20 protein-coding genes and 1 pseudogene are annotated in these 25,238 nt (G+C 69.4%); 12 read left to right on the top strand and 9 right to left on the bottom strand.

The window, feature by feature from the left end; all coding sequences use genetic code 11:
• Positions 1-14: 14 nt before the first annotated feature.
• Positions 15-719, bottom strand: a complete 705-nt coding sequence (locus BFF78_RS39370; RefSeq protein WP_069782826.1) for a response regulator transcription factor — start codon at positions 717-719, stop codon at positions 15-17.
• 122 nt (positions 720-841) lie between these two features.
• The gene (locus BFF78_RS39365; protein WP_069782825.1) at positions 842-2,269 is read right to left on the bottom strand and encodes a M1 family metallopeptidase; all 1,428 of its coding nucleotides are present in this window, start codon (positions 2,267-2,269) and stop codon (positions 842-844) included.
• A gap of 170 nt (positions 2,270-2,439) precedes the next feature.
• Here BFF78_RS39365 and BFF78_RS39360 point away from each other — a divergent pair, with 170 nt between their 5' ends.
• Positions 2,440-2,787: a DUF488 domain-containing protein gene (locus tag BFF78_RS39360; RefSeq protein ID WP_193433618.1), complete on the top strand. Its 348-nt coding sequence runs from the start codon at positions 2,440-2,442 to the stop codon at positions 2,785-2,787.
• A gap of 3 nt (positions 2,788-2,790) precedes the next feature.
• Here BFF78_RS39360 and BFF78_RS39355 read toward each other — a convergent pair whose 3' ends face one another.
• Positions 2,791-4,464, bottom strand: coding sequence for an FAD-binding dehydrogenase (locus BFF78_RS39355; RefSeq protein ID WP_069782824.1), 1,674 nt, complete (start codon positions 4,462-4,464; stop codon positions 2,791-2,793).
• 17 nt (positions 4,465-4,481) lie between these two features.
• Positions 4,482-5,108, bottom strand: a complete 627-nt coding sequence (locus BFF78_RS39350) for a TetR/AcrR family transcriptional regulator (RefSeq protein ID WP_069782823.1) — start codon at positions 5,106-5,108, stop codon at positions 4,482-4,484.
• Between the two features lie 109 nt (positions 5,109-5,217).
• Between BFF78_RS39350 and BFF78_RS39345 the strand changes: the two genes are divergently transcribed.
• The 3 genes from BFF78_RS39345 to BFF78_RS39335 all read left to right on the top strand — a co-directional run bounded on the left by BFF78_RS39345 (position 5,218) and on the right by BFF78_RS39335 (position 7,940).
• On the top strand, positions 5,218-5,847 hold the full coding sequence (locus tag BFF78_RS39345) for an alpha-ketoglutarate-dependent dioxygenase AlkB (protein WP_069782822.1): 630 nt from the start codon (positions 5,218-5,220) through the stop codon (positions 5,845-5,847).
• 79 nt (positions 5,848-5,926) lie between these two features.
• A complete protein-coding gene (locus BFF78_RS39340) occupies positions 5,927-6,673 on the top strand; it encodes an MBL fold metallo-hydrolase (RefSeq protein WP_069782821.1) in 747 nt (248 codons plus the stop codon).
• 31 nt (positions 6,674-6,704) lie between these two features.
• The gene (locus BFF78_RS39335) at positions 6,705-7,940 is read left to right on the top strand and encodes a DUF4032 domain-containing protein (RefSeq protein ID WP_069782820.1); all 1,236 of its coding nucleotides are present in this window, start codon (positions 6,705-6,707) and stop codon (positions 7,938-7,940) included.
• Position 7,941: 1 nt separating this feature from the next.
• Here BFF78_RS39335 and BFF78_RS39330 read toward each other — a convergent pair whose 3' ends face one another.
• The gene (locus BFF78_RS39330) at positions 7,942-8,808 is read right to left on the bottom strand and encodes a universal stress protein (protein ID WP_069782819.1); all 867 of its coding nucleotides are present in this window, start codon (positions 8,806-8,808) and stop codon (positions 7,942-7,944) included.
• A gap of 821 nt (positions 8,809-9,629) precedes the next feature.
• Between BFF78_RS39330 and BFF78_RS39325 the strand changes: the two genes are divergently transcribed.
• Genes BFF78_RS39325 through BFF78_RS39315 form a run of 3 tightly spaced genes read left to right on the top strand, consistent with a single transcriptional unit; the run spans position 9,630 to position 15,673 of the window.
• A complete protein-coding gene (locus BFF78_RS39325; RefSeq protein WP_159033135.1) occupies positions 9,630-9,989 on the top strand; it encodes a CU044_2847 family protein in 360 nt (119 codons plus the stop codon).
• The gene (locus tag BFF78_RS39320) at positions 9,986-14,215 is read left to right on the top strand and encodes a trypsin-like peptidase domain-containing protein (protein ID WP_069782817.1); all 4,230 of its coding nucleotides are present in this window, start codon (positions 9,986-9,988) and stop codon (positions 14,213-14,215) included. The genes BFF78_RS39325 and BFF78_RS39320 overlap by 4 nt, the downstream gene beginning before the upstream one ends.
• Positions 14,216-14,272: 57 nt before the next feature.
• Positions 14,273-15,673 carry a hypothetical protein gene (locus BFF78_RS39315; RefSeq protein ID WP_227026044.1) on the top strand — a complete coding sequence of 467 codons (1,401 nt, stop codon included), beginning with the start codon at positions 14,273-14,275 and terminating at the stop codon, positions 15,671-15,673.
• Positions 15,674-15,804: 131 nt separating this feature from the next.
• Here the strand turns inward: BFF78_RS39315 and BFF78_RS45085 are convergent.
• Positions 15,805-16,622, bottom strand: a protein-coding gene (locus BFF78_RS45085; RefSeq protein ID WP_099055007.1) for an IS5 family transposase whose coding sequence is annotated in 2 segments (ribosomal slippage) — positions 15,805-16,280 and positions 16,280-16,622 — 819 coding nt in all. Because the reading frame shifts where the segments join, the coding sequence is not laid out codon by codon here.
• Between the two features lie 135 nt (positions 16,623-16,757).
• Positions 16,758-18,010: pseudogene (locus BFF78_RS39305) on the bottom strand (IS701 family transposase).
• Positions 18,011-18,125: 115 nt separating this feature from the next.
• On the opposite strand from BFF78_RS39305, the gene BFF78_RS44190 reads away from it, so the two are divergent.
• Positions 18,126-18,943, top strand: a protein-coding gene (locus tag BFF78_RS44190; protein WP_418346727.1) for an IS5 family transposase whose coding sequence is annotated in 2 segments (ribosomal slippage) — positions 18,126-18,455 and positions 18,458-18,943 — 816 coding nt in all. Because the reading frame shifts where the segments join, the coding sequence is not laid out codon by codon here.
• Between the two features lie 54 nt (positions 18,944-18,997).
• Positions 18,998-19,794, top strand: a protein-coding gene (locus BFF78_RS45080; protein ID WP_107440905.1) for an IS5 family transposase whose coding sequence is annotated in 2 segments (ribosomal slippage) — positions 18,998-19,333 and positions 19,336-19,794 — 795 coding nt in all. Because the reading frame shifts where the segments join, the coding sequence is not laid out codon by codon here.
• 238 nt (positions 19,795-20,032) lie between these two features.
• Here the strand turns inward: BFF78_RS45080 and BFF78_RS39280 are convergent.
• On the bottom strand, positions 20,033-20,980 hold the full coding sequence (locus BFF78_RS39280) for an SDR family NAD(P)-dependent oxidoreductase (protein ID WP_069782813.1): 948 nt from the start codon (positions 20,978-20,980) through the stop codon (positions 20,033-20,035).
• 107 nt (positions 20,981-21,087) lie between these two features.
• Between BFF78_RS39280 and BFF78_RS39275 the strand changes: the two genes are divergently transcribed.
• The 3 genes from BFF78_RS39275 (at position 21,088) to BFF78_RS39265 (ending at position 23,182) form a co-directional block, all read left to right on the top strand.
• Entirely contained in the window at positions 21,088-21,753 is a 666-nt protein-coding gene (locus tag BFF78_RS39275; RefSeq protein WP_069782812.1) for a TetR/AcrR family transcriptional regulator, read from the top strand.
• Between the two features lie 441 nt (positions 21,754-22,194).
• Positions 22,195-22,398, top strand: coding sequence for a cold-shock protein (locus BFF78_RS39270; RefSeq protein WP_069782811.1), 204 nt, complete (start codon positions 22,195-22,197; stop codon positions 22,396-22,398).
• A 340-nt stretch (positions 22,399-22,738) separates the two neighbouring features.
• Positions 22,739-23,182 carry a hypothetical protein gene (locus BFF78_RS39265; RefSeq protein ID WP_227026043.1) on the top strand — a complete coding sequence of 148 codons (444 nt, stop codon included), beginning with the start codon at positions 22,739-22,741 and terminating at the stop codon, positions 23,180-23,182.
• A gap of 951 nt (positions 23,183-24,133) precedes the next feature.
• Here BFF78_RS39265 and BFF78_RS39255 read toward each other — a convergent pair.
• A complete protein-coding gene (locus BFF78_RS39255; RefSeq protein WP_069782809.1) occupies positions 24,134-25,231 on the bottom strand; it encodes an integrase core domain-containing protein in 1,098 nt (365 codons plus the stop codon).
• Between the last annotated feature and the right edge of the window lie 7 nt (positions 25,232-25,238).

The following is a 25,238-nucleotide window of genomic DNA, read 5'->3' as shown; positions in this document are numbered from 1 at the left end:
TCGCGGCCCCCGCCTCACGGCCGTGTTCCGCTCAGCTTGTAGCCGACGCCGAAGACGGTCAGCAGCCGGACCGGGTGGCGTGGGTCGGGTTCGATCTTGCGGCGGAGGTTCATGATGTGGACGTCGACGGCCCGCTCGGTGGAGGCACGGTCGAAGCCGCGGGTGCACTGCAGCAACTGCCGCCGGGTGAAGACCCGTTCCGGCTCGGCGGCCATGGCCAGCAGGATCTGGAACTCGGCGGGTGTGCAGTCCACGGTCACGCCCTCGCAGCGGACCTCGTGCCGTCCGGGGTCGACGCTGATCCCGGCGGCCCGTACCACGGGGTCGCCGTCCCGGAGGCCGGCGCCGCGCCCGCCGCGCCGGAGCACCGTGCGGATGCGGGCCATCAGCTCGCGCGGGCTGTACGGCTTGGTCATGTAGTCGTCGGCGCCCAGTTCGAGGCCGAGCAGCAGGTCGTCCTCGGCGGAGCGGGCGGTGAGCATCACCACCGGGATGTCCGGGTCCGCGCCACCGCGCAGCGCCCGGCACACGCCGAAGCCGTCGACGACCGGAAGCATCAGGTCGAGGACGACGAGGTCGGGCCTGAGCCGGCGGGCGGCGTCCAGCGCGGCGGCGCCGTCGTGCACCACCGTGGCGGTGTGTCCCTCGGCCAGCAGGGAACGGCGGATCAGTTCGGCCTGCTTCTCGTCGTCCTCGGCGACCAGTACATGTGCGCACACGAGTTCGGATCCTAGGCGGCACCGCCGCGCCGCGGGCCGAGCGGCCGGGTCCGGTCCAGGGGTGAGGTGCGAGGGAGCATGGCGTCGACCCTGGCCGACACTTGTTTGGAACCGGTCAGGGTTCAGGCCCTGTCCGGCTTGCCCTTCGCGTACAGCCAGGTGTGGAACAGACCGTCCAGCCGCTTCCCCGACATCCGCTCGGCGAGCCGCACGAACTGTGCCGTCGTACCGTGGTCGCCGCGGTGGTCGGCCGCCCAGGCGCGCAGGATCCGGAAGAAGTCCCGGTCGCCGACGGCCTTGCGCAGCTCGTGCAGGGTCATGGCGCCGCGGACGTAGACGGGTGTGTCGAAGATGTTCTGGCCGCTGCCCGGGTCGCCGGGCGGGAAGGCCCACAGGTGGTCGCTCGCCGGGCGGGCGTAGTAGGCGGCGAAGGTCGTCTGGGCGCTGTCGCCGCCGTGCTGTTCGGCGTAGAGCCACTCGGCGTAGCTGGCGAAGCCCTCGTTGAGCCAGATGTCCTTCCAGGAGGTCAGCGAGACGGAGTCGCCGAACCACTGGTGGGCGTTCTCGTGGACGAGGGTGCTCAGGTCGGGCGCGGAGTCGTAGAGCGGCCGGGTCTGGGTCTCCAGGGCGTAGCCGGCGTCGGGGGCGTGGTCGACGATCGACCCGGCGGAGCGGAACGGGTACGGCCCGAACAGCTTGCTCTCCCACGCGAGGACGGACGGCAGCTGTTTCAGCACGGGAGCGGCCGCGCCCGCCTCGCGCGGGTCGACGGCGTTGTACACCTTCAGGCCGTCGTGGGTGGTGTACTGCTCGACCTTGAACTTTCCGACGGTCGCGGTGGCGAGGTAGGAGGCCATCGGCTGGGTCTCGCGCCAGCGGAAGGTCGTACGACCGTGCGCGGTGCGCTGCCCGAGCAGAACGCCGTTGGCGACGGCCGTGCGCCCCTCGGGGACGGTGAGGGTGATGTCGTACGACGCCTTGTCCTTGGGGTGGTTGTTCGCCGGGAACCAGGTCATCGCGCCCTGCGGCTCGCCCGCGACGAAGGCGCCGTCGTCGGTGGGGATCCAGCCGTCCGTGCTGCCGTCGGGGTCGGTGACCGGCTTGGGGGTGCCGTTGTAGGCGACGGTGACCCGGAAGTCCCGGCCCTTGCGCAGGGTGTGGTGCGAGGTGACGACGAGTTCCTGGCCGACGCGCCGGAAGGCCGCGGGAGCGCCGTCGACACTGACTCCGGTGACCTTCAGGCCCTTGAGGTCGAGGTCGAAGCGGCTGAGGTTCTGGGTGGCGGCGGCGGTGAGCACGGCCGTGCCGTCGAGGTGCCGGGAGGAGGTGTCGTAGCCGAGCGTCAGGTCGTAGTGCCGGACGTGGTAGCCGCCGTTGCCGCTGAGCGGGAAGTAGCGGTCGCCCGCGCCGGGTGCGCCGGTCGTGTCCGCCGCCGTGGGTCCGGCGGCCCCGATGAGTGCCGCCACGGCCAGCGGGACGGTGGCGAGGACCGTCTCGCGACGCAGGACGGCGGTACGGCGCCGGACGGGCTGTCTGCGGGGTCGCGTCACGGGCGCTCCTCGGGAGGTGGCTGGTGATCGTCTGGCCGACAGATTAGGCGCGCAGGTGTCCCGGACTCACTCTCAATCAGGTCAAGTCTCGCCGCGTCTCCCCCGGAGGCAGGGGACACACCGACGTACTCTCCCAGAACCGTCCGCCGTCCCGGGAGGGAGTGACGACCGTGAGCGTGCGTGTGCGCCGGATCTACGAACCGCCCGAGCCCGACGACGGCCTGCGTGTGCTGGTCGACCGGCTGTGGCCGCGCGGCCTCGCCAGGGACGAGGCACATGTCGACCAGTGGCCCAAGGGGCTCACACCCTCCACCGAGCTGCGCAAGTGGTATCACGGCGGCGGCACGTACGAGGAGTTCCGGCGCCGTTACGAGGCGGAACTCGACGCCACTGAGGCCGCCGGGCTGCTCGACGGCCTCAGGGAGACGGCTCGCAAGGGCCCTGTGACCCTGCTCACGGCGTCGAAGACGCCCGAGGAGAGTCACGCGCGGGTGCTCGCGGACCTGCTGAAGGGCTGAGTGTCAGCCCGTGTGCCTGGCCGCGTGCCGGCCCGCGGCCCGCCCGGAGAACAGGCAGCCGCCGAGGAAGGTGCCCTCCAGCGCGTTGTAGCCGTGCACACCGCCGCCGCCGAAGCCGGCCACCTCGCCGGCCGCGTACAGCCCCTCGATCGGGGTGCCGTCCGCGGCCAGGGCGCGGGAGTCGAGGTCGGTCTGGATGCCGCCGAGGGTCTTGCGGGTCAGCACGTGCAGCCGGACGCCGATGAGGGGGCCCGCGGCCGGGTCGAGGAGGCGGTGCGGGGAGGCGACCCGGCCGAGGCGGTCGCCGATGTAGCGGCGGGCGTTGTGGATGCCCTGGACCTGGGAGTCCTTGCTGTAGGGGTTGGCGATCTGCAGGTCGCGGGCCTCGATCTGGCGGCGCACCTCGGCCGCGTCCAGCAGCGGCTTGCCGGTCAGCGCGTTCATCTTGCCGACCAGCTGCTCCAGGTTGCCCGCGGTCACGAAGTCCGCGCCCTTGTCGAGGAACGCCTGCACCGGTGCGGGCGCGCCCTTGCCGAGCAGCCGGTCGCGCAGCACGGCCCTGCGGTCCTTGGCGGTGATGTCGGGGTTCTGCTCGGAGCCGGAGAGCGCGAACTCCTTCTCGATGATCTTCCGGGTGAGGATGAACCAGGAGTGGTCGTAGCCCGCGATGTCCTCGGTGGTGCGCAGGTACTCGAGGGTGCTGAGGGTGTCGTATCCCGGCAGGCAGGGGTCGGGCAGGCGGCGGCCGAGGGCGTCCAGCCAGACGGAGGACGGGCCGGGCAGGATGCGGATGCCGTGGCCGGGCCAGATCGGGTCCCAGTTCTGCAGGCCCTCGGTGTAGTGCCACATGCGGTCCCGGTTGACCAGCCGGACGCCGGCCTCGGCGCTGATGTCGAGCATCCGGCCGTCGACGTAGGCCGGGACGCCGGTGACCATCTCGGCGGGCGGGGTGCCGAGCCGGGCGGGCCAGTAGCGGCGGACGATGTCGTGGTCGGCGCCGATGCCGCCGGTGGTGACGACGACCGCCTGGGCGGTGAGTTCGAAGTCGCCGACGCGTTCGCGGTTGGAGGCGACACCGCGCGGCGAGCTGTCCTCGGCCAGGACGGTGCCGCGCACCCCGTGTGCCGTGCCGTCCTCGATGACCAGCTCGTCGACCTGGTGGCGGTGGTAGAAGGTCAGCAGGCCGTCCCGGGCGGCCTGGCGGGCGTGGCGGACGAAGGGTTCGACCACGCCGGTGCCGGTGCCCCAGGCGATGTGGAAGCGGGGCACGGAGTTGCCGTGGCCGTTCGCCCTGAGGTCGCCGCGCTCGGCCCAGCCGACGGTCGGCAGCAGCTCGATGCCGTGTCCCTTGAGCCAGGAGCGCTTCTCGCCGGCCGCGAACTCGACATAGGCGCGGGCCCAGCGCACCGCCCAGGAGTCCTCGTCGTCGAGCCGGTCGAAGCGCGCGCTGCCCCGCCAGTCGCTCCAGGCGAGGTCGAAGGAGTCCTTGATGCCGAGGCGGCGCTGCTCCGGGGAGCCGACGAGGAAAAGCCCGCCGAAGGACCAGAACGCCTGTCCGCCGAGGTTCCCCGCGTTCTCCTGGTCGACGAGGGCCACCCGGCGGCCCCGGCTGGTGAGTTCATGCGCCGCGACCAGGCCGGCGAGGCCCGCTCCGACGACGATGGCGTCCGCGTCCATGGCGACCGTTGCCTTTCTCATGCGATGGGGGTGCTGCCGTCGGTCAGCAGCGCGGTGAGCAGTTGTTTGAGCCAGGCACGGGCACGGTCCACGTCCCTGTCGAGCAGCAGTTGGGTGGTGACTCCGTCGTAGGCGGCGACCACGGCGTGGGCGGCGCCGTCGACGTCGCCGAGTACGGCGGGGAGCGGGGTGCGACCGCCGGCCTGACAGAGCCGGTCGGCGATGGCCTGCCGGAGCCGGGCGCGGTGGTCGAGGAGGGCATGGGCGACGGCCGGGTCCCGGGCGGCGTGCACCAGGAAGTCCGTCTTCACCAGGAGCCAGTCCACATCGAGGAGCAGCACTTCGGTGACCCGGTCCACGGAGGCAGGCACGTCCAGGTCGGGGCCGTCGAGGGCGAGCGCGTCGGCGACCTGCCGGGCGATGAGGTCGGCGCGCTCCCGGTAGAGGGCGAAGAACAGTTCGTCCAGGGTGGCGAAGTTGGAGTAGAAGGCGCCTCGGCTGAACCCGGCGGCCTCGCAGACCTCCTCGATGGAGACGCGCCCGAAGCCCTTGGCGGCGAACACCGTGAACGCGGCGTCGAGCAGCCGGGCGCGGGTCTGCGCCCGGCGCCGGGTGACGCGCTTGGCCGTGCCGTCCACTGCCATGTCTCGCCTCCCGTTCGATACGCGAATGTATCGGATACACAAGCGTATCGAAAGACCTGCACTCCCAGATCGGGGGAACAGATTTTCGATTAAGGAGTACGCTGGCTCCATGTCCACGCACCTCCAGGGCTCCCTGTTCGACCAGACCGACGAGCTGCGGCTCGGCCCGCTGGACGGCCTGCGCCGGACCGAGCTGGGCGCCGGCGCCTGGATCGACGTGCTGCCGGGCTGGCTGAGCGGGGCCGACGCGCTGTTCGAAAAGCTGGCGGCGGACGTGCCGTGGCGCGCGGAGCGCCGCACGATGTACGACCACGTGGTGGCCGTACCGCGCCTGCTGGCCTTCTACTCGGCGCACGACCCGCTCCCCCATCCGGTGCTGGACGAGGCACGCGATGCCCTGTCCCGGCACTACGCCGGGGAGCTGGGCGAGCCGTTCACGACCGCCGGGCTGTGCTTCTACCGGGACGGCCGGGACAGCGTGGCCTGGCACGGGGACCGGATCGGGCGGGGCGCACGGGAGGACACGATGGTCGCGATCCTCTCCGTCGGCACACCGCGGGACCTGCTGCTGCGCCCGGCCGGCGGAGGCGGTACGGCGCTGCGGCGGCCGCTCGGGCACGGCGACCTGATCGTGATGGGCGGCTCCTGCCAGCGGACCTGGGAGCACTGCGTACCGAAGACCACCCGAGCCGCCGGGCCGCGCATCAGCATCCAGTTCCGGCCGCAGGGCGTGCGCTGACGCGACCCACTGGTGCGCGTCACCGGCGCTTCTGGTTGGCTGTCCCCCGACGATCAGCCGCACAGGGCTCGGAGAGATCATGCGGGCAGAGGTACGCCAAGTCGCCGACGGCACCTATCTGGTGCACGGCAACCACGTCAACTGGGTGATCCTCAAGGACGGCGACGCCGTCACCCTCGTGGACACCGGCTACCCGGGTGACCGGGAAGGGGTTCTGGAGTCCCTGGCGGCGGTGGGCAGTTCACCGGAGGCGGTCACCGCCGTACTGATCACCCACGCGCACAACGACCATCTGGGCTCGGCCGAGTACCTGCGCGCCACCCATGGCACGCCCGTCTATCTGCACCCGGCCGAAGTGCCGCACGCGCGGCGGGAGTTCCTGCAGCAGGCCACCATCGGCGACGTGGTGCGCAACGCCTGGCGGCCCGGCGTCGTGCCGTGGGCGATGCACGTGATCCGGGTCGGCGGCACCGACCACAACCCCGTCACCGCCCCCGAGCCGTTCCCGGCCGAGGGCCCGCTGGACCTGCCCGGCCGCCCCGTGCCGGTGCACACCCCGGGCCACACGGACGGCCACTGCGTCTACCACCTCCCCGAGGCGGGCATCGTGATCTCCGGCGACGCGCTGGTCAGCGGGCACGCGACCTCGCGGGTCAAGGGCCCGCAGATACTGCTCGACTTCTTCCACCACGAGCGCTCCCGGGTCGTGGCGTCCCTGGAGCTGATCGCCGCGCTGGACGGCGACACCCTGCTGCCCGGGCACGGGCCCATCCACAAGGGTCCGGTGCGCGCGGCGGCCGAGCAGGCCCGGGAGCGGTCCTCCTAGAACCCCCGCAGGGGGCCTTAGGGTTCGTGTCATGGCCTTGCAGATCAGCGCCACGAACCCGGAGCACCCCGCGCTCCTGCTCGCCCTGCCCTGGGACCTGCCCCTGGCGGAGTGGCCCGAGGAGTACCTCGTGCCGCTGCCGAGGGGCATCTCCCGGCATGTGGTGCGGTACGCGCACGCCGGTGACGAGGTGATCGCCGTCAAGGAACTGGCCGAGCGGCCCGCGCTGCGCGAGTACGGGCTGCTGCGCGACCTCGACCGGCTCGGCATCCCCGCCGTCGACCCCCTCGCCGTGGTCACCGGCCGCACCGACCGCTCGGGCGCCCCGCTCGAGCCGGTCCTGATCACCCGGCATCTGCGCGGCTCGATGCCGTACCGCTCGATGTTCGAGACGACCATGCGCCCGGCGACCATGCACCGGCTGATGGACGCCCTCGCCGTGCTGCTGGTCCGGCTGCACCTGGCCGGGTTCGCCTGGGGCGACTGCTCGCTGTCCAACACCCTCTTCCGGCGGGACGCGGGCGCCTACGCCGCGTATCTGGTCGACGCCGAGACCGGCGAGCTGCACCCGCGGCTGAGCCCCGGGCAGCGGGAGTACGACCTCGATCTGGCCCGGGTGAACATCAGCGGGGAGCTGCTGGACCTGGAGGCGTCCGGAGCGCTGCACCCGTCCGTCGACCCGGTGCGGTTCGGGCACGAGATCTGCACCCGGTACCAGGGCCTGTGGCAGGAGCTGACCCGCACCTCGGTGTACCCGGCGGGCAAGTACCACTACATCGAGCGCCGGATCCGCCGCCTGAACGAACTCGGCTTCGACGTGGCCGAGATGCAGATCGAGCACTCCGCGGGCGGCGACACCGTCACATTCGTGCCGAAGGTCGTCGACGCCGGCCACCACCAGCGCCAGCTGCTGCGGCTGACCGGCCTGGACACCGAGGAGAACCAGGCGCGACGGCTGCTCGGCGACCTGGAGAGCTGGATGGCCACCCAGGACGACTACGCCCCGGGCGACCCCCTCGCCGCCCGCCCCGAGGTGCTGGCCCACCGCTGGGTGCGGGACGTGTTCCGGCCCACCGTGCGGGCCGTGCCGCTTCAGCTGCGCGGCTCGGTGGATCCGGCCGAGATCTACCACCAGCTCCTCGAACACCGCTGGTACCTGTCCGAGCGCGCGCAGCACGACATCGGCCTCGGTACCGCCGTGCAGGACTACATCGAGAACGTGCTGCCCACAGCGCGGGGCGCCCTGGAGCGGGCCGACCCCGAGTAGCTCACTCGTGCGGGACCACGGCCACCGGGCAGTCGGCGTGGTGCAGCACCCCGTGCGTGACCGAGCCGATCCGGCCGCCCACGGCCGTACGGTGCGACCGGCGCCCGACGACCATCAGCTGGGCCCGGCCGGCCACCGACAGCAGCACCTGGCCCGCGCTGCCCATCTCGACGTGCTCGGCCACGGGCACGTCCGGGAACCGCTCCCGCCATGGCTCGAGCGCGTCGGACAGGGCCTGCTTCTCGTACGGTTCGAGGCCGCCCACGTCGTCGAGGAGCTTGAGCGAGCCGGGGCTGTAGGCGAAGACCGGCGGCAGGGTCCAGGCCCGTACGGCCCGGACGGTCGCGCCGCGGGCCGCCGCCGTCTCGAAGGCGAAGAGCAGCGTGGCCGCGCTGTCCTCGCCATCGCCGTGCTGGCCGACCACGACGTCCCGTCCGGCGGCCTCCGCCGTCGGCCGGTCCCCGGCGCGCACCAGGACCACCGGCCGGGTCGCCTCGGCGATCACCTGCTGACCGATCGAGCCGAGCAGGAACCCGAGGACGGGCCCGTGCCCGGGCGAGCCCAGCACCAGCATCTCGGCCTCCGCCGCGGCGCGGGCCAGCGCATGCACGGGCTCGCCCTCGACCACGTCGACGCTCACCTCCAGCCGCGGATGCCGCTCGGAGACGGCCCGCACGGCCTCCGCCACGCCCTGTGAGACCCACCCGTGCTGGGTGTTGCGGTCGGCGGTCGCGAGCGACTCGGCGTAACGCCAGGCGTGTACGACGCGCAGGGGCAGCCCGCGGCGTACGGCCTCCCGGCCGGCCCAGTCCAGCGCGGCCAGGCTCTCCTCCGTGCCGTCCGCCCCTGCCGTGATCGGGCGTGTCATGCGTGGGCCTCCTCGTCCTCGCCGCTCTGTCGTGCTGCTGCCCACTATCGGGCACCGTCGCGCACGGGCACGACGATCTCTTCCACGAGCCGTCGGCCCGGGAGCCGGTCAAGGAGCGGCGCCCGGGCCGATCTCGTCGCCTGCCGTATCCCAGGGCAGATCGCGGCGATCGAACATACGATGGCTGCGAACCGGTGCGGTGTGGTCCCCACGACACCGACCCGTGAACCAACGCTCGGGGTGGGAGACGTATGGCACAGGCCGCCGATGCAGCGCGGACCGTCATCCTGACCGTGGTGAGCGTGCTGGTATGCCCCGGCAAATCCCGCAGGACCATCAGCGGCGCCGCGCCGCGGCGGAGGCCAGCTGCGCGACGGGGAAACGCTGGACGCGTCACGGAAACCGTGGACCGTCTTCTACCTCAGTGAGGCTGCCACGATCGACAAGATCACGCCAGTGATCCAGCAGGGGCGGTACCTGCCTGTCGACCACGCCCGGAAGGCGCTGACGTCCGGCCACCTCGTCGTCCCCACGCTTGACGAAGCATTCCCCGCCAGGAAATGACCCCCACCGACCTGGCGTCGGGATAGTCCGCAGTGACCGTCTGATCCGGACCTGCTCGGACGGAGGCGAGGGCACAGGCGAGTCGTGTCGACGTGGGAGGCTCAGCCCGCTCTTGATAGAGGGTCGTCGTTGTTCGGCATTGATGTCCAGCACGATCACAGTCGGGACGGCCGATCACACGTCTTTTGACCTTGTATCTCGATAACTCACCCTGCCCACTGGCCAGATGGAACACTTGGCCACGGAGGTGCAAGCGCGTGACGATAGTGGAGTTTGCGGCAGGTCAGGACGGACGGGTCTACGTCGAAGTCCCTGACGCGGCACGGGACAACGGCGACAGCGGACTGGTCCGGGCCGGCGCCGGTGACCGGATCGCCAGGGCGGCGGCCGAGACCTGGCAGGGCGCCCTGGCGGGCGTGCGGTCCGCTGCCGAGGGGGCACTGGCTCAGTTGCGCGCGATCGATCCGCCGCCGGAGGAAGTAGAGGTGACCTTCGGGGTGGCGGTCGACGGGAAGTTCGGCGCCACACTGGTCTCGGCGGGCACGAATGCGCATCTGAACGTGAAGGTGGTCTGGCGGAACTCCGCCGGGCCGCCGGGCTCGGACACGCGCCCATGACGAGCCCGGGTCTGCTGGCGCAACGTCCGTCGTGGCTGGTCCGGTTTCCCCGTGCGCACGGCGACGGGGCGGCGGGGGCCGGCGTACTCGTCGGAACCCGCCATGTGGTGACCTGCGCCCATGTCCTGGACAAGCAGTTCGGCCGGGAAGATCCCGGACCCGGCCGGAGCCCGGCTGCGCCGGCCGAGGTGGTCGTGGTCGAGTTCCCGTTCGCGGACAGGATCGGATCTCCGGGTACCCGGATGCGAGCCACGGTGGTGGGCTGGGTGCCGATCGCGGCGGACGGCTCTGGCGACGCAGCACTGTTGGAGCTGGAGTCGGAAATAGATCTGCCGCCGGATCTGGAGCCGGAGCCGGAGCAAAAGACCAGTGTCGCCTGCACGCCGGCTCCGCTGGCGTGTCCTCCCGGGCTGAGCGGCCACCCGTTCTCCGTGCACGGCTTTCCTCATGGCAGCCCGGCGGCGAGGCAGGTGACCGGTGTGGTGCGGGGTGCCAGCGGCGAGGAGGGGCCATGGGTCCAGTTGGACCCGGAAGGCGCGGCGGGCTGGGCGATCGAGCTGGGCTTCTCGGGCGCGCCGGTGTTCGACAAGAGCAGAGAGGCCGTAGTCGGCATCGTCGTGATACGCGACGATCACCGCACCGGGCACATGATCCCCATGACCTACCTGCGAAGGCTCTGGCCCGAAGTGCGGAGCAACTGCCGCTGGCGGCTGGACCTCCAGGCGAGCTACCGAACACACTGGCGTCCCCGGGCACGTGGTTCCGAGCCCGATTCCCGCACAAGGGAATGGTTCTTCACCGGCCGTACCGAGGCCCGCCGCGTCATCCGTGACTGGCTGGAGGGCAAGGACGAGGCCCTCTCCGAGCACTCGATGCTGCTGGTGACAGGTGGTCCGGGCAGCGGCAAATCAGCGCTCCTGGCACACTCGTTGGTCGCGTCCGACCCACTTCTGTCCCGGACCGTACCCACAGCAGGCCCATGCCCGCCGATCGGGGCCTTCGACGCGGCGATCTACCTGAAGGGGCGCACCTGCGACGAAGTGACGGCACAGCTGGCCCGTGCGCTTGACGTCACAGCGAGCAATTCCGACGAACTCGTGGCCTCGGTGCCCGAGTCCCCGGACGGCAAGCGGTTCACGGTGCTGGCGGACGCCGTGGAAGAGGCCGCCGGCCAGGACGAGGCCGTAGAGATAGCGGCCCTGCTGCGGGAACTGAGCAACACCGGCAAGGTCCGCGTACTCGCCTCGGTGCGCACTGCGCCCGCCGGTGCCAGCCGGCAGGAGATCCTGGCCGCCTTCGGCCGCAGCACTCCGCGTATCGACCTGGAAGACAGCCGGTACCTGCACCGCCCCGATGTCGCCGAGTACGTCGCACGTCGCCTCGCCAGTGAACAGGCGGCCTCGGCCCGGTACCGCGCCTGCGGGCCCGACCAACTGCGCGCCATCGGCGAGAAGGTGGCCCGCAAGGCACGCTACAACTTCCTGATCGCCCAGCTCACCACCGGTTGGCTGACAGACCCCAGAGGGCAGCAGCCCGAGCTGGACGACCCCGAATGGGAGGCCGAACTACCCGAGACCGTCGGCCAGGCGATGGACAGATACCTGCGCACCTGTCGTCCCGACACCGATGTCGTCAAGCGCCTGCTCACCGCCCTGGCGTACGCCCGTGGAGACGGCCTTCCCCGCGGCGCCACCTGGCTGCGCATGGCGGACGCGCTGGCCTCCGACGACGACGAACCCGCCCATGATCTGGGGAAGGTCTTCAAGAGCGCGGCACAACACCTTGTCGAGCGGGTCAACGAAGGATCGGGGCCGCACGCGTACCGGCTCTTCCACGACGCCCTCGACCAGCACCTGCGCAAGACACTCGAGCTTGAGCAGGACACGCCCGAGGCGGCCATCACGGCCGCGCTGACGGATGCCGTTCCTCGCGGAGGTGACGGGGAGCGGGCCTGGGCCGAGGCCGATGCGTACACGCGTGACCACCTGGCCAGTCACGCGGCCGCCGCAGGACAGCTCGACCCCCTGATCACTGACGCCGAGTACCTCGTGCACGCCACGCCACGCAACCTGATCCGGCATCTGTACACCCCTTCGGCCGGATCCGCCCGCCGCACCGCAGCGGTCTATCGCAACTCCGTCAACCTCCACGCGACCGCCACACCGGCTCAACGCCGACAGATCCTCGCCCTCGACGCCGCCCGGGCGGGCGCTACTTCCTTACAACAGCAACTGTCCCGCCGTATACCCGAAGGCAGTTGGGCCCCGCGATGGGCCACCAAAGGCGACTTCTCCCCGGCGCTGCGGGACTCCCTCACCGGGCACACCGATGACGTGTTCGCAGTGGCGTGCACGACGCTCCAAGGCAGACCTGTCGCCGTGACCGGCGGTGATGACAAAACACTACGGTTGTGGGATCTCGCCGCCGGCACGCCCATCGGCCAGCCCCTCATGGGGCATTCCAGCCGTGTCGAAGAGGTGGCGTGCACCAGCCTCGGCGGCTCACCCATCGCTGTCACCGTCGATATGGACCGGACGATCCGCGTATGGGACCTCGCCTCGGGAAGCGCCCTTGGCCACGCCCCCACGGCCCCCACGGACCTCCGGCCGTCAACTGACGCGATGGCCTGCGCCATCGTCGACGGTATGCCCATCGCCGTCACCAAGGACGCCGCCGGAACCCTCTGGCGGTGGGAGCTCGCTTCCGGAACTCCCGTCGGCCGCCCCCTCGCCAAAGTCGGACCAGCGGGGGCAGTGGTGTGCACCACCCTCGGCGGTGTGCCCGTCGTCGTCACCGCCGCCAGTTCCGAGCGCCCGGTGCGGGTGTGGGATCTGGCCACCGGCGCGCCCGTCGGCTCGCACCCCGACATCCGCCGCTACGGCGGCCCCATGGCCCTGGCATGTACCGAACTCGACGGCCGTCAGGTAGCCGTCACCGCCAACAGGCAGAGGGTGCAGGTGTGGGATCTGGCCTCCGGTGCCGCCATCGGCGACCCGCTCACCTATCACTCGGCAGCACCGCTCGAGTTCGTGGTCGACGTGGCGTGTACGAGTCTCGGGTCGACCCCCGTAGCCGTCACGGTCCACAGCGAGGGGGAGGTGCGTGTGTGGGATCTTGCTTCCGGGACCCCCGTCGGACAGCCGCTCCTCGGACACACGAACCTGGTGCACGCGGTGGCGTGCACCAGCCTTCACGGGAAACCCATCGCCGTCACCACCGGTCGCGATCACACCGTGCGGCTCTGGGACTTGACGGCCGGCAGCAGTGGCGAGGGCCCTCCCGCCGGACACACCGGCCAAGTGACGGCGGCGGCGTGCACGAGTCTCAGCGGCCGTCCTGTCGCCGTCACCACCAGCCGGGACGAGTCGATCCGGCTGTGGGATCTCGCGTCCGGCACACCCGTCGGCCGGCCCCTCCTCGGACACACCGGCCCGGTGACCGCGGTGGCGTGCACCAGCCTTCACGGGAAACCCATCGCCGTCACCGCTGGCGATGACAAGACGGTCCGGCTGTGGGATCTTGCCTCCCGAACCCCCATCGGCCAACCCATGACCGGCCACACCAGGGGGGTGGACGGGGTAGCCTGCACCACCCTCAGAGGCCGCCCCGTCGCCGTCACCATCGGCAGCGACAGCACCGCCTGGGTATGGGATCTCATCTCACGTACCCTCGTCGTCCGCCTCATCGGACCCGTCCGCGATCGCGTCCTCACGCATCGAGCGATTAGCTGCACCAGCGTCGACGGCGCACCCTTCGTGGTGACCGGTGGCCCGCCCGCAGCGCGTGCGTGGGACCTGACGTCCTACATCCAGCTCAGCAACGACTCCGACCACATGACCGACTCGACACAGGTGGCGTGCACCGTCCTCGACGGGATGCCCGTAGCGGTCACGCCCGACGGCCCCGGCACGGCGTACGTCTGGAGCCTGACCACCGGCGAACGCATCGGCCGCCCTCTCGTCGTACCCGCGGGCCGAATGCGCATCGATACGTGCGCCGATCTCGACGGCACGCCTGTCGCCGTGACAACCGGCGACCACGAGGCAGTACACGTGTGGGATCTACGCACAGGGGAGGTTACGGGGCGGGTCATCGCGAACAGGGTCGATGTCGTGACCCTTGGCGAGGAAGGGCACCTTGTTGTGGGAATGGGGCGTGACATAGCGGTCTTCACCCGGCGCCTTCGACATTCATCGACCGGTCCTCACCCCGTGCCCGATGTCTGACCCGGTTTGCCATGTCAACTCCTCCTGTCCACCGTCGACTCCATACGGGGAACGCACATGAGCGAATCAGCGGCACAAGAGCGGGAGACGGCCCATCGCATTGCCTTGCGTCTGGCGGATGAAGGCCCGGCCGGTTGGCGCACCATGGAGGCGGTGTTCGCGATGACCGTCTCGGTCGACTTGGCGCGCGCTGTCTTCCTCGGCGATGAGGGATCCACGCCGGTCGAACCGTCGGCATCAATAATCGCGCTGGTAAGGGAGCATCGTGAGCGAACGGCGCGGCTCGGCGACGGACCGTGGTGGCGAATGCTGTTGTCCATGACCAAGTCCGGTGAGATCGAGGTCGACTACGACTACGGGGACGAGCCGTTTCCCGACGACCACCTGTTTCCACCCGAAGCGTACCGGGCTGACCTGGACGAGTACCCCCGAGACTGGCTGCCGCTCTGGCTGGCCGCCTACGTCAGCCACGGCGATCGGCAGAAGCGGAGCCCCCGGCACGCCGCTGAGGCGGTACGTGCGGATCGTGCCGCCAAGGTCTGGTCGGAGCTCACCCACAACGAGTTCCCGGACTTTCCGCTGATGTGGGCACGATGGGCGACGATAGCGGCGGCGTTCGTCGCCGTCGGATCGCAGTGGGGTCCCAGGGTCCTGCCGGCGCTCGGCTGGTTCGAGAGTTCACGGCGCGGTGGCAGCACTCTGTATGTGTTGCCCGGTGACCGGGCGGTGCTGTCCGGCGGGGTGTGGGACGCCCCGTCCCTGGACGCCGCGTACAACGACAGCGCGGGGCTGCCGCGCTTGTTCGCGGGGGCACCTGACTGGGTCGCCGATCCGGTTTTGAACCCGCGCGCGGATACTGGCCTGCTGTCGTTCTGCTACTGGTGGGAAGGAGACCGCTGGTACCGGGGTGAGTCGCCTCCTGCCGAGCAATGTGCCACGGCCGTGCCCGGCGTGTGGACCGCAGGTACCGTGACCGGCATCGTGGCCAAACTGGCCGCGGACCGGCCGACTGAGCAACAGCAGCGCGCGGCACAGATGTTGGTCTCGGTCGCCGAGCAGGGTGTCGTCACCCGGGACGCGCTGGTGCACGTCTTCGGCGACGACGGCCGTCGCGACATCGACAGTGCCCTGTACCAGTTCTCGCTCGCCGGTCTGACGAACGCCTTGCCACCGCAGGAGCTGCCCGAGGAGCAGGCCATCCTTCGGGTGCGGCAGTACATAGAGGCCCAGGGCCTGGACACCACCGGCTATCCGCTGTCCGAGCTGGTGGCCGACCGGTTCAGCATCGGCTGGATGGTCTACGTACCCGGGGGTGGGATCGGCCGCGCCATCTTCTACGTGGACGACGACGGCGTGCTGGAGCATTCCTCCTCGTCGACAGCGCCACTGACGTTCATAGCCGGTTTCGAACGACGCTTCCGGAAGCGTCATACCCCGGCGATCTGGAGTCCGGACTAGGGGAGCAACGGTAGCTGAAGCGCAAGACTTCGCGTGGCTCCCGAACCCGGAGGCGAAGACCCTTGCCTGGGAACACCTAGCGGAGATCCCGTTCGGCGGACCTCTCGGCGTAGACCACTTAAGACGGTGTCCTATGTGGTGGGGCGGACGAGTCGCTTGTAGCAGCAGATGGCTGCGGCGAGCCCGAGAAAGGCGAGGTAGTTGCGGGGATGACGCTCGTAGCGGTGGTTGAGCCGGCGGTAGCCGGTCAGCCAGGAGGGGGTGCGTTCGATGACCCATCTCCGGCGTCCCAATCGCTCGCTGGACTCGACACCTTTGCGGGCGATGCGCACTCCGATCCGCTTACCACGTAACCATTTACGCAGGTGAGGCACGTCGTAGGCCTTGTCGGCATGGAGTCGTTGGGGCTTGAAGTGTCGGCCGCGGTGGGGGTCGTGTTTCGTTTGGTGACCGGCCACCATCGGCTTCAGTGCTTCGCTGTCGTGGACGTTGGCGGCTGAGACGCCGACGAGTAGGGGCAGTCCGTTCGCGTCCGACAGGACGTGCATCTTGTAACCCGGCTTGCCCCGGTCCACGGGGCTCGGACCTGTGTGTTCGCCCCCTTTTTCGCCCTGACGTGGGCGGAGTCGAGGACAACGCGGGTGACATCGATCAGGCCCGCGTCGTCGAGCCGATGCAGCACGGCCTCGTGCAAGCGGCCCCAGACTCCGGCTCTGGACCAGATGAGGAACCGGCGATGAGCCGTCGAATTCGAGATGCCGAAGCAGGGTGGCAGGGCCCGCCAGGCACAGCCGCTGACCAGGACGTAGATGATGGCCGCGAACAGCGTCTCATCAGACGTGTACTGTGTCCCGCCGCCCTGCGGCCGCACCTTCGACGGCGGGATCAGCGGCTTCGCGATCTCCCACAGCCCGTCCGGAACAATCCAACTCCACGTACCCCGCCCCATGCGAGGCTCAACGAGCCGCCGCCACATAGGACACCGTCTAATACTCCAGTCAGAAATCGTGTCCTGAGCTGGTTCTTCTTCGGTAGTGGCAGCGGCGGGCGATGGCTTGGTGGTGTCTGCGCCAGTGGGACCAGTTCAGTGTGTGGAGTCGTCGGTCCTGGTGGGGTCTGGGGTGGGGCAGGAGAGTGTCCAGGAGGCGCCGGATCTCTGCCACGGTGAGGGGGATGAGGCTGGTGGTGTCGTTTCTGCCGCCCCCTTTGCGGTGTCCTGGGTCCGGGCTGCGAGGACAGCGAGGAAGGCGTGGGCGAGCATGGCCAGGGTGATGTGCCGGTACCAGCCCACGTAGCGTCGGACCTCGTATTCGTCCAGGCCGCATTGGTTCTTCGCGGCCTGGAAACATTCCTCGACGGCCCAGCGTGAGCCGGCAAACGCGGGCCAGTTCGGCGATCTCGACGCCGACGGGTGCGTAGGCGAGGTAGTAGGCAAGCTCGCTGGGGTCGGACAGACTGCGTCGGGCCATCACCCAGCGGTGATGGGTGGGTGGGTCCGGGTCGAAGATGATGTTGGCGGGCAGTTTGGCCGCGGCCCAGTCGTAGACGCGTGGTCCCTTGGCCCCGTCGCCGCAGGACAGCCGCTGCCAGGCGTCGTCGGGCGCTTCGTCGATGAGCTGGTCGATGCGCCAGATGCCGGCCAGGGACTTGATCTGCTGGGACTCCGGCACCGCCACGACATAGCCGACGTCGAGCTGTTCGAGCAGGCGGCGGAAGGACCAGTCCTGTCCGTAAGCCTCGGCGGTCACCCATGCAACGGGCAGGCCCGCGGCGAGACAGCGCCGGACCAATTCCCTGGCCAGCTCGCCCTTGGTCGCGAAGGTACGTTCATCGGGGATCTTCGCTTCCCGGCACCGCTCTCGATCCTTGGTCCAGGACTTGGGCAGGTAGAGCTCACGGTCGACGAGCGCTCTGCCCTGGACGGTGGCGTAGGCCGCGAAGACACCGATCTGGCAGTTGTCGATCTTTCCGGACGTGAAGGTGTACTGCCGGGACACCCCGGCCGACGTGGTGCCCTTCTTGATGAACCCGGTGTCATCGATGATCAGCACTCCGCCCGGACCCAGCCGTTCGCCGACGTACTGCCTCAGGTCGTCTCGAACGGCATCGGCGTCCCAGCGCGCACCGTTGAGCAGATGTTGCAGTCCAGCAGGGTCGCGATGTCCTGCGCACTCGGCCTAGTTGCCAGCCGTTCTTCCGACCCACCGGCGCCAGCAGGCCACGGACGTAGTCCCGCATCCGCCACCGCAGGTCCGCCCGCCCGAACCGACCCGCCACCAGCGCGAAGACCGACTCCAACTCCTCGGCCCAGCCCTCGACTTCAGTAATCCCCTCCACGCCGGGACAACGAGAAGATCCAGCTCAGGACACTATTTCTGACTGGAGTACTAACTGGCCCTAACAGAAGTCGTTGATCATATGACTATCGGCGGGACTGCTCGTTGGTCTGGTCGTGGGAAAGCGTCAGTCGCGACCATGGGTCGTGTCGGATGAACTGTGGTCGCTGGTTGAGCCGTTGTTACCAGAGCCAGGGCCGAAGCTGGTCTCAGGCCGTCCACGGGTTCCGGACCGGCAGGCCCTGTGCGGGATCTTGTTCGTGCTGCACACCGGGATCCAGTGGGAGTACCTGCCCCAGGAGCTGGGCTTCGGTTCGGGCATGACCTGCTGGCGCCGTCTGGCCGCTTGGACCGAGGCCGGCGTGTGGGATGAACTCCACCTGGTGCTGCTGAAGAAGCTGCGGTCGGCGAAGAAGCTGGACTGGTCGCGGGCGGTGATCGATTCCTCCCACGTGCGGGCGGCCCGGCGGGGCCCAAGAGCGGTCCCAGCCCGGTCGACCGCGCACGGCCGGGCAGCAAGCACCACATCCTCACCGACGGTCAGGGCATCCCACTCGCGGTGTCGCTGACCGGCGGCAACCGCAACGACGTCACCCAACTGCTGCCGTTGCTGGACAAGGTCCCGGCCGTCGCCGGGCTTGTCGGCCGACCCAGGCGCCGGCCTGACATGCTGTTCGCAGACCGCGGCTACGACCACGACCAGTACCGACGACTGCTCTGGCAGCGGGGCATCCGCCCCGTCATCGCCGAACGCGGCCGACAGCACGGCACTGGCCTGGGCACCTTCCGCTGGGTCGTCGAGCGGACCATCTCCTGGCTCCACGGCTCCCGCCGCCTGCGCATCCGCTGGGAACGACGAGGCGACATCCACGAAGCCTTCCTCGGCCTCGCCACCTGCCTCATCACCCACCGCCACGTCCAACGCCTTTGTTAGGACCTCTTAGACGTCGTCTCATTTGGATCGCTGGGTAATCTGCACCGTGTGGTGATGGTCGAGCGCATGGTGCCGGACGAGTTGTGGGAGCTGTTCCAGCGGGTGGTACCGCCTGCTCCATCGCGGCCGCAGGGTGGTGGTCGGCGCCGGTATGGGGATCGTGAGGTGCTGGCCGCGATCATCTTCGTGGCCACGACAGGCTGTACCTGGCGGCAGTTGCCGCCGGTCTTCGGCCCGTCGGGGCCGACTGCGCACCGGCGCTTCACCGAGTGGACCGCCGCCCGGGTCTGGGCGAAGCTGCACCGCCTCATCCTCGACGAGCTGGGCTCGCGCGGAGAGCTTGACTGGTCGCGCTGCGCCATCGACTCGGTGAACATGCGGGCCCTGAAAGGGGGGACCTGACAGGTCCGAATCCTGTGGACCGGGGCAAGAAAGGCTCGAAGATCCACTTGATCACCGAGCGGACCGGTTTACCCCTCTCCATCGGGATTTCCGGCGCGAACCTGCACGACAGCCAGGCACTCGAGCCACTCGTGTGCGGCATCCCGCCGATCCGATCCCGCCGCGGCCCGCGCCGACGACGGCCCGCCAAGCTGCACGCGGACAAGGGCTACGACTACGACCACCTGCGCCGATGGCTACGCCAGCGAGGCATCCGGCACCGCATCGCCCGCAAGGGCATCGAGTCCTCCACCCGGCTGGGCCGGCATCGCTGGACGATCGAGCGCACGATGTCCTGGCTGGGCGGCTGCCGCCGTTTGCACCGACGCTACGAACGCAAGGCCGAGCACTTCCTGGCCTTCACCGCCATTGCCTGCAACCTCATCTGCTACCGCCGACTCACCAAATGAGACGACGTCTTACAGCCTCACCGAGAGGTTTCCCAGGTGGCAGCTACGGTCAGCTCGCCGCCGATCGCGTACAGGTGCGCGGCCTGGCCCGCCGCTCGGTATCGAAGACGAAGAGCATTCGGCTGCTCACCGTCTCACCGCTACGCGGACGCGGCTCCCGCATGTTCCGGTAGCGGCTCTTCTCGATCGCGTCGGGCGGCGGAGCGCCGGACGAGCCAGCGCCTCCTACCGGCGCGGGCTACATCGTGATGGCCGATCCGGAGGGAACCGAGTTCTGCTGGGGCTGAAGGACGGGGAACTTCACGCCGGTGAGGTCTTCGGAGACGGCCCACAGCCGCTGCTGGACGGCCACCTCGTACGACTCCGGGCTGGAGGTGACCAGCCGGGGGTGGCCCTTGACCTCGTTGCGCCCGCCGGGGCCGTAGTACTGGCCGCCGAGCGCGCCGGGGTCGGTGGCGGCGCGCAGGGTGGGCAGGGCGCCCATGGCCGGTGTCTGGGTGATCAGCGGCGCGAGCCAGGTGACGGGCAGGCGGAGCGCGGCGGGGGTGTGGCGGATGAGGTCGGTGTTGGACACGCCGGGATGGGCGGCGACGGCGACGGTGGTGCCGTGCGCGGCGAGCCGGCGCTGCAGCTCGTAGGTGAACATCAGGTTGGCCAGCTTGGACTGACCGTAGGCGGCGGCCCGGCTGTAGGACCGCTCCCAGTGCAGGTCGTCGAAGTGGATCGCGGCCTGGATGCGGTGGCCGGTGCTGCTGACCGTCACCACGCGTGAGCCGGGCACCGGCAGCATCAGGTCAAGCAGCAGCCCGGTGAGCGCGAAGTGGCCGAGGTGGTTGGTGCCGAACTGCATCTCGAAGCCGTCGGCGGTGGCCTGCTTCGGGGTGTACATCACGCCGGCGTTGTTGATCAGCAGGTCGATCCGGTCGAGCCGGGAGTGCAGCGCCGCCGCCGCGGTCCGCACGGAGTCGAGCAAGGTCAGGTCCAGCGCCTGCACGGTCACGTCGCCGGGCATGCAGGCCGCGGCCTGCTCGCCCTTTTCGACATTGCGCACGGCGAGAACCACGGACGCCCCGTGCTCGGCGAGCGCCTTGGCGGTCTCGTACCCCAATCCGGTGTTGGCCCCGGTCACCACGGCCACCCGCCCGCGCTGGTCCGGAATGTTCGCCGTTGTCCACTTCTTGCCCACGCCAGACTCCCAGTCGCCTAAAGTACCGAAGGTATCTTGTGTTCGACGTTAAGGTACCTTCGGTACTTTGTCAACGTACCGAAGGTACTTAATCTAGACTGGGGAGCGTGACTTTCCAGCGGGCGCGAACCGAAGAGCAGCGGGAGATCCGGCGACGGGCGATCCTCGACATGGCGTCGGCGATGCTCGACGAGATGCCTGTGGCCGCGGTCACCCTGAACGAGCTCAGCCGCCGGGTAGGCCTGGCGAAGCCGAACGTGCTGCGCTACTTCGAGTCTCGCGAGGCGGTGCTGCTGGAGCTGCTCGACCGCTATTTGCGGGAGTGGCTGACGGAGCTGGCTGGGGAGCTGGCCGTCGGCATCGACGAAGACCTCCCCATGCCCGAGCGGGCGGCAGCGGTGGCCGAGATCCTCAGCCGCTCGCTGTCCGGCCGAATGGTGCTGTGCGAGCTCTTCGGCGCACAGGGCAGCGTCCTGGAGCACAACGTCTCCGTCGAGGTCGTGGCACGCTACAAGCGCGCCTCCCTGGACCGCCTGACAACCATGACCGCCCTGCTCCGGAAGTACCTGCCGGAGCTAGGCGAGAACGCGACACTCTTCAGCCTGCAGACCATGCTCATGGCCGGCGCGCTGTCGGCGTACAGCACGCCCCCGCCCAGCCTGCAGGCGGCCTACGAGGCCGAGCCCGAGCTGGCCCGCTTCCACTTGGATCTGAAGGACTATTTGAAGCAGGCCTTGACCGCAACCCTCCTGGGCGTGCTACCCCGCCGCTGACCAGCGTTGCACTGAACAGGCCGAAACCTCTGTGCCTCTTGAGCTGACCGTCAAGTGCGCCGGACCTGGCCCCTACTCGGGTTCGGTGGGTGCTTGAGAGGCTTTGAGTCGGCGAAGGGCTGGATCCTCGTCCGCGAGGGCGCAGACGGGACGATGGACGCCGATCTCACCGGGCCGGCGTAGAAGGCCGTCCGCAACCGCCTCGACGTCGGCCGATAGCGGCCGTCATGTCGCTAGAGATTCGCCTACGCGATCCCATAAGGCCTGTGATCTTCGGCCTCGCCCGGTGTAACGTCGCTACAAGTAGTCGTGGTTCCGAAGTCCCGAGCGCCCGTGACACACGTCTCGGGCGTTCTTGCTGTTCAGCGCCTCTCCGGACCAAGGCGATCACCTCCGGATCCCGCACGGTGTGGGGTCCGAAATTCCTTGAGGGAGACAGGCATGGCCAGCGGCACCGTCAAGTGGTTCAACGCGGAAAAGGGCTTCGGCTTCATCGAGCAGGACGGCGGCGGCCCCGACGTCTTCGCCCACTACTCGAACATCGACGCCTCCGGCTTCCGCTCCCTGGAAGAGGGCCAGAAGGTCACCTTCGATGTCGCGCAGGGGCAGAAGGGCCCGCAGGCGGAGCACATCCGCCCCGCGTAACAAGGCGTGGGGCGTGCCCGGCCGGATGGTTACCGGCCAGGCTCGCCCCTCGAGGCAGGAGACCACCAACTGGCTGTCATGAGGGCCTGTTTTCAATCCTGAGCTGGGCTTTACCCGGCTCAGGAATCGAACTCGAGTCCACCCTCGACTTGATCGCCAGTGCATAATGCGACTGGTGAGCGGCCTGCCGTCCCCCCGTCGGCGGGCCGCTCACCGCATGCCCAAGGACCCGCAAATGCGCCACAGTCCCGGGGCCCCCGGCCAGCGAACAGACGTCCTCTTCCGCGGTCACCGGCCACTCCACACCAGAGATGATCACTCCGTCGTGTCCCGGATGCCCATGGACCTCACCTCTTGGCACAATGCCCTGGTGCAGCCGCTGCCGGTTCCCTGCCCCGCCCACCTCATCCCGGACGCCACCGGCACCGACGCCTTCCACGACGCCTACCGCAATGCCATGGCGCACAACGCCGTATTCGTCGCCATCGAATTCGAAAGACGCCAGCGGTGGACGGTGAAGGCGGACACCCTCACCGCCGGCTCCGGCCACACGGTCCCCGACGCCGTCAATGATGCAGTCCGGGCTGCGATCATCCATCTGGTCCACAGCAACGAGGTCGACCTGGACGCCTACACGGGACCGGTCTACTTCATGATGCACGGCGTGCGAAGCGAAGAAACGAGCCCGCGAACTCGCCGCCGCACTCCACGCCGCCCTCTACGGAGACCTGGACCCCCTGGCCCGCGCCGTCCCTCCCGCACGCTGACCGGCATCTGTCGGTGAGTTTTGACACCGCCTCGGGATCCTGGGTCCCGTTCTCATGCCGGTTGAGGGTCTCAACGCCGGCTCTGCGCAATCGACTTGACCACGACTGCTTGCCTCCGTCCGACCTGCCGCCCAGACTGTGATCGGCCACCAACGGGGGTGGTCCCAGTGGGCATGGTGGTGCTTGCAATGGCTGTGGATGTGTCGAGGATCGATCGTCGCGTGCGGGACGAGGTGGCGCGGAGGGGGCTGTTCCTCGTCTCACCTACCCCGGGGCCCCACGTGCCGAGTGGTCAGTTCGTCTTCGTATGCACTGCCCCGGACCCGGGAGACTGCGGCTTCACGAGGGTGGGACACGTGTCCACAGAGACAGGGTTTAACCACTCCGTCTTCGCAATGGACGGTCAGAAGACCTCGGCGGCGGTATCGATCTCCCGGATCCGGGGCCATTTCCCAACTTGGGAAGACGGGATCATGGCTGTACTTGCCGCCTTCGACCAGTGTCGCTGAGTGAGCCTCTTCAGCGGACACACCGCAGGGTGAAGGATTGCCGGAGGTTGACTGTGCTTCCGCTGTAGCGGGCACCAACTTCTGCAGAGACAGCCGTCACCCGATCGGTGGCCGTTCTGAAGAAGCTCAGTGACTCCCCGGCCAGGCTCGGCCAGATCAGGCGGAGAAGAACGTCACAGCCACCCTTGCCGACCTGCCGCCTGACCAGGCCGCACTCTCAGATGCTTGGCGTCCAGTGGCGCCCAAACCACCCACCGCAAAGGCCCGCCATCCCAGGCAAGCCCCTATCCCTGACGCTCAGAACCGACGGAAGGGGACATCTATCTCTACGTGTCCGCGAACGGAGCGCCATCACGCCCCAGAATCGGACAAGGTCCTTCTTGCGTGTATCCTGCCACGCCGCCTTGTGTCGTACCGGATTCTTAAGCCTGTCCCTGCCGAGAATCTCGTCCGTGCAGGTCAGGCCGCATGCTGGTACTCGTGGAGGGTGCCGCCGAGGCGATCGCGTCGTCGTATGTCGAGGTGGGCGACGGCGTCCGGGTCGGTGATCGGCGGTGGCAGGGGGTGCAGCGGGCGGGCGTCTGCGATGCCTTGGTGGGGCCGGTGGGAGTTGTAGTGCTGTTCGAACTCGCGCAGGGCGTGGAGCAGGTGGCGCTGGTTCCAGACCAGAGTGCGGTCCAGCAGTTCGCGTCGGCAGGTTTGCACCCAGGGTTCCATGAGCGCGTTCATCCGCGGCATCCGGATCCCGCTGAGTACGACCTCGATCCCCGCATCCTCAAGGACGGTGTCGAACAGGGCCGGGTACTTCCCGTCGCGGTCGCGGATCATGAACCGGGCCCGGCAGCCGGCATCCTCGAGATCCATGACGAGGTTCCTGGCGGCCTGTGCCACCCAGGAGGCGGTCGGATGCGCCGTCGCGCCCAGGATGCGGATGCGCCGGCCGGCGTGCCCGATCACCGCGAACACGTACAGCCGCGCCCCGGACAGGGTGACCGCTTCGAAGAAGTCACATGCCGGCAGGGCATCGGCCTGGGAGCGCAGAAAGTCCGTCCAGGTGCTGGAACCCCGCTCGGGTGCCGGGTCGATCCCCGCCTCCTTCAGGATCTCCCATACCGTGGAGGCGGCCACCTGCACGCCCAGGACCAGCAGCTCGCCGTGGATGCGCCGGTAGCCCCAGCCGGGATTCTCGCGCGCCGGACGCAGCACGAGAACGCGGATCGAGCGCACGGTACGCGGCCGACCCGCACGCTTGGGCCGGGAACGGGCCGCGGTGCGGCGCGAGACCAGGTCACGGTGCCAGTGCAGCACAGTGTCCGGGCACACCAGCAGCCGTGCCCGGCGCAGCACACCGCGCGGGAGCCGGTGCAGTAGCGCGGCCAGGAACACCCGGTCACTTGGGGCGAACCGCACCCGGTCCCGGCCGAGCTGGCGTTCCAGCACGGTGATCTGATGACGCAGCGCGAGGATCTCCGCGTCCTTGTCCTGATTGCTCACCGGCAGCAGCCGCAGCAGGGCGAACACGTTCGCCACACCCAGATAGGCAAGTCGAAGCAGCACGACAGAT

Origin of the sequence: Streptomyces fodineus, assembly GCF_001735805.1 — a bacterium.
GTDB classification, from domain to species: domain Bacteria; phylum Actinomycetota; class Actinomycetes; order Streptomycetales; family Streptomycetaceae; genus Streptomyces; species Streptomyces fodineus.
The sequence above is the reverse complement of the archived record's forward strand: the minus strand, read 5'-3'. Positions and strand labels throughout refer to the sequence as shown.